Raw genomic sequence first — 2,701 nt, 5'->3', positions numbered from 1 at the left:
ATAGTATATATACTATCTACTGTCCTTTCTTATTTAATATTCACACCCAATCGTGGAAGATCTTATTTAAGATAAGCATTACTGTGAGAACAATTTCTTTAATATTGATGACGTATAATTAAAAATCTATTATGTTTATTTTTTTGAAATTACAGTAAACATCCCCGTCATGTTTGGTGAGTAATCTTTAAAATCATATTTTTCATAGAACGATTCTTTACCTTGTGATGCAAACAAACCGACAAATGCCTTATCAGGGGCATTCTGATTTAAGTATTCAACCAAAATATGCATGATTTCTTTCCCGATTCCATTTTTCTGATAATCTGGATGGACTACTATATCTTGAATATAGAAATAGATAGCCCCATCACCAACAATTCTCCCCATACCCACAATTTGTTCATTATCCTTGACTGTGATGCAGTGAACAGAATTCTTCAGTGATGTTTCCACCACTTCAAAATTCATATAATTAGTCCATCCCACAGACTCGCACAAATATTTGTACTCTTCCAATGTTGGAATGTTATTTTTAAACTCATATTTTTTCAAAATGTATCCTCCAAGTCCTCAAATTCAACAAGTATAATAAATTCGACATTTTTCTATCTATTCCTCTTACGCAACAGAACTCCTTTTAGTTATTGAATTTAGTGTAGTTTCCTTATTTGTATTTGTGTTAATTTATAAGAGTTTAGGGAAGAAATATAAGAAATAATCCGGTGAGAAAGGAAGTAGAAAAATGAATGATGAGAAAAAATATACAGTGGTAGGTACTGATGTTGATGAAGTGAAACGTTTAAATAAAAATTCAGGATTAACATATAATCAGGTGAAGGAATTGTTAGCAAAGCAAATGCAAAAAAAAAGTAATTAGATTGAAATCTTTCATTTTTTCATTTAGCATTTTGATTGGAGAGAGTTAAGTAAAAGGTAACTCTCTTTTTTATATAAATGAGCAACTTTTAGAGTGGAGGAAGCAACATGAAAAAATGGGTAAAGATAACGTTGTCTATCGCCGGAGGTATTGTTCTATTGGCGTGTGCCGGAGGATATTACGTGTATAAAAATTATTTTCCAAAGGAACCTGAGCGTATTGTATATGATAAAGACAGAGTGTTAAAACCGATACATAATCAGCTTAAAGGGATCGACATAGATAATATAAAGATAAAAGAAAAAGAAGTTGTAAATGCGACTGTGGATGAGCTTCAAAAAATGGTTGATGATGGGAAATTATCATATGAAGAATTAACGAGTATTTATCTTTTTAGAATACAAGAACATGATCAAAGTGGAATATCATTAAATGCTGTTACAGAGATTAATCCTAATGCGATGGAAGTAGCACGAAAGTTAGATAAAGAGAGAGCGTTAAAGAAGAAATCGAACTTATATGGCATTCCTGTCATTGTAAAAGATAATATACAAACGGAAAAAGTGATGCCGACAAGCGCAGGAACTTATGTATTAAAAGATTGGATTGCAGATGAAGATGCGACGATCGTGAAGAAGTTGAAAGAAGAAGGTGCTTTTGTTTTAGGAAAAGCGAATATGTCTGAATGGGCAAATTATTTATCTTTTACAATGCCAAGTGGATATAGTGGGAAGAAAGGACAAAATTTAAATCCATACGGTCCGATTACGTTTGATACATCGGGATCAAGTTCTGGATCTGCTACAGTAGTTGCAGCAGATTTTGCACCGCTTGCGATTGGCACAGAAACGACTGGATCAATTGTAGCACCAGCAGCCCAGCAATCAGTAGTTGGATTACGTCCATCTTTAGGTATGATTAGTAGAACTGGAATTATTCCGTTAGCTGAAACGCTTGATACTGCAGGGCCTATGGCAAGAACGGTAAAAGACGCGGCAACGTTATTTAATACAATGGTAAGTTATGATGAAAAAGATGCTATGACAGAAAAAATGAAAGATAGAGATAGAATAAATTATACGAATGATTTATCGATAGATGGATTAAAAGGGAAAAAGATAGGGATTCTTTTTTCTGTAGATCAACAAGATGAAAATAGAAAAGCAGTAGCAGAAAAGATTAGAAAAGACATTCAAGATGCAGGTGCGATATTGACTGATGATATTCAGTTAAACAGCGAGGGTGTAGATAATCTGCAAACATTAGAATATGAGTTCAAGCATAATGTTAACGACTATCTTTCGAAGCAAAAAAATGTGCCTGTAAAATCGTTAGAAGAGATTATAGCGTTTAATAAAAAAGATAGTAAAAGACGAATGAAATATGGACAAACATTAATTGAGGGCTCTGAAAAATCTGCTATAACGAAAGGTGAGTTTGAAAAAGTAGTTCAAACGAGTCAAGAAAATGCAAGAAAAGAGCTAGATAGGTATTTAGTAGAAAAAGGTTTGGATGCTCTTGTGATGATTAATAACGATGAAGTTCTTCTATCAGCTGTGGCTGGTTATCCAGAATTAGCAGTGCCGGCAGGGTATGATTCTGATGGTCAGCCGGTAGGCGTAGTGTTTGTTGGGAAACAGTTTGGTGAAAAAGAACTTTTTAATATTGGATATGCGTATGAACAGCAATCTAAAAATAGAAGATCTCCTAAAATATAGAGTTGATAAAGTAGTTTTTAGAAAAGTATTAGATAAAAAAATCCGACAATAAAAAAGAAAAAAAGGATTCTTTCCAATTAGTAAGAAAGATTGTCTATAGAAG

The 2,701-nt window shown here is 33.1% G+C and carries 3 protein-coding genes; 2 read left to right on the top strand and 1 reads right to left on the bottom strand.

The annotated features are described in order from the left end of the window. Positions 1–135: 135 nt before the first annotated feature. Positions 136–555 (bottom strand): GNAT family N-acetyltransferase, encoded by a 420-nt coding sequence (locus tag AB3X49_RS20930; RefSeq protein WP_002126872.1) that lies wholly within the window; start codon positions 553–555, stop codon positions 136–138. Positions 556–745: 190 nt separating this feature from the next. On the opposite strand from AB3X49_RS20930, the gene AB3X49_RS20925 reads away from it, so the two are divergent. Continuing rightward, positions 746–880, top strand: a complete 135-nt coding sequence (locus tag AB3X49_RS20925) for a hypothetical protein (RefSeq protein WP_002012306.1) — start codon at positions 746–748, stop codon at positions 878–880. Between the two features lie 107 nt (positions 881–987). After that, positions 988–2,598: an amidase family protein gene (locus AB3X49_RS20920; protein ID WP_367964496.1), complete on the top strand. Its 1,611-nt coding sequence runs from the start codon at positions 988–990 to the stop codon at positions 2,596–2,598. Positions 2,599–2,701 lie beyond the last annotated feature (103 nt).

Origin of the sequence: Bacillus sp. C30, assembly GCF_040838255.1 — a bacterium.
Classification (GTDB): domain Bacteria; phylum Bacillota; class Bacilli; order Bacillales; family Bacillaceae_G; genus Bacillus_A; species Bacillus_A mycoides.
The sequence above is the reverse complement of the archived record's forward strand: the minus strand, read 5'-3'. Positions and strand labels throughout refer to the sequence as shown.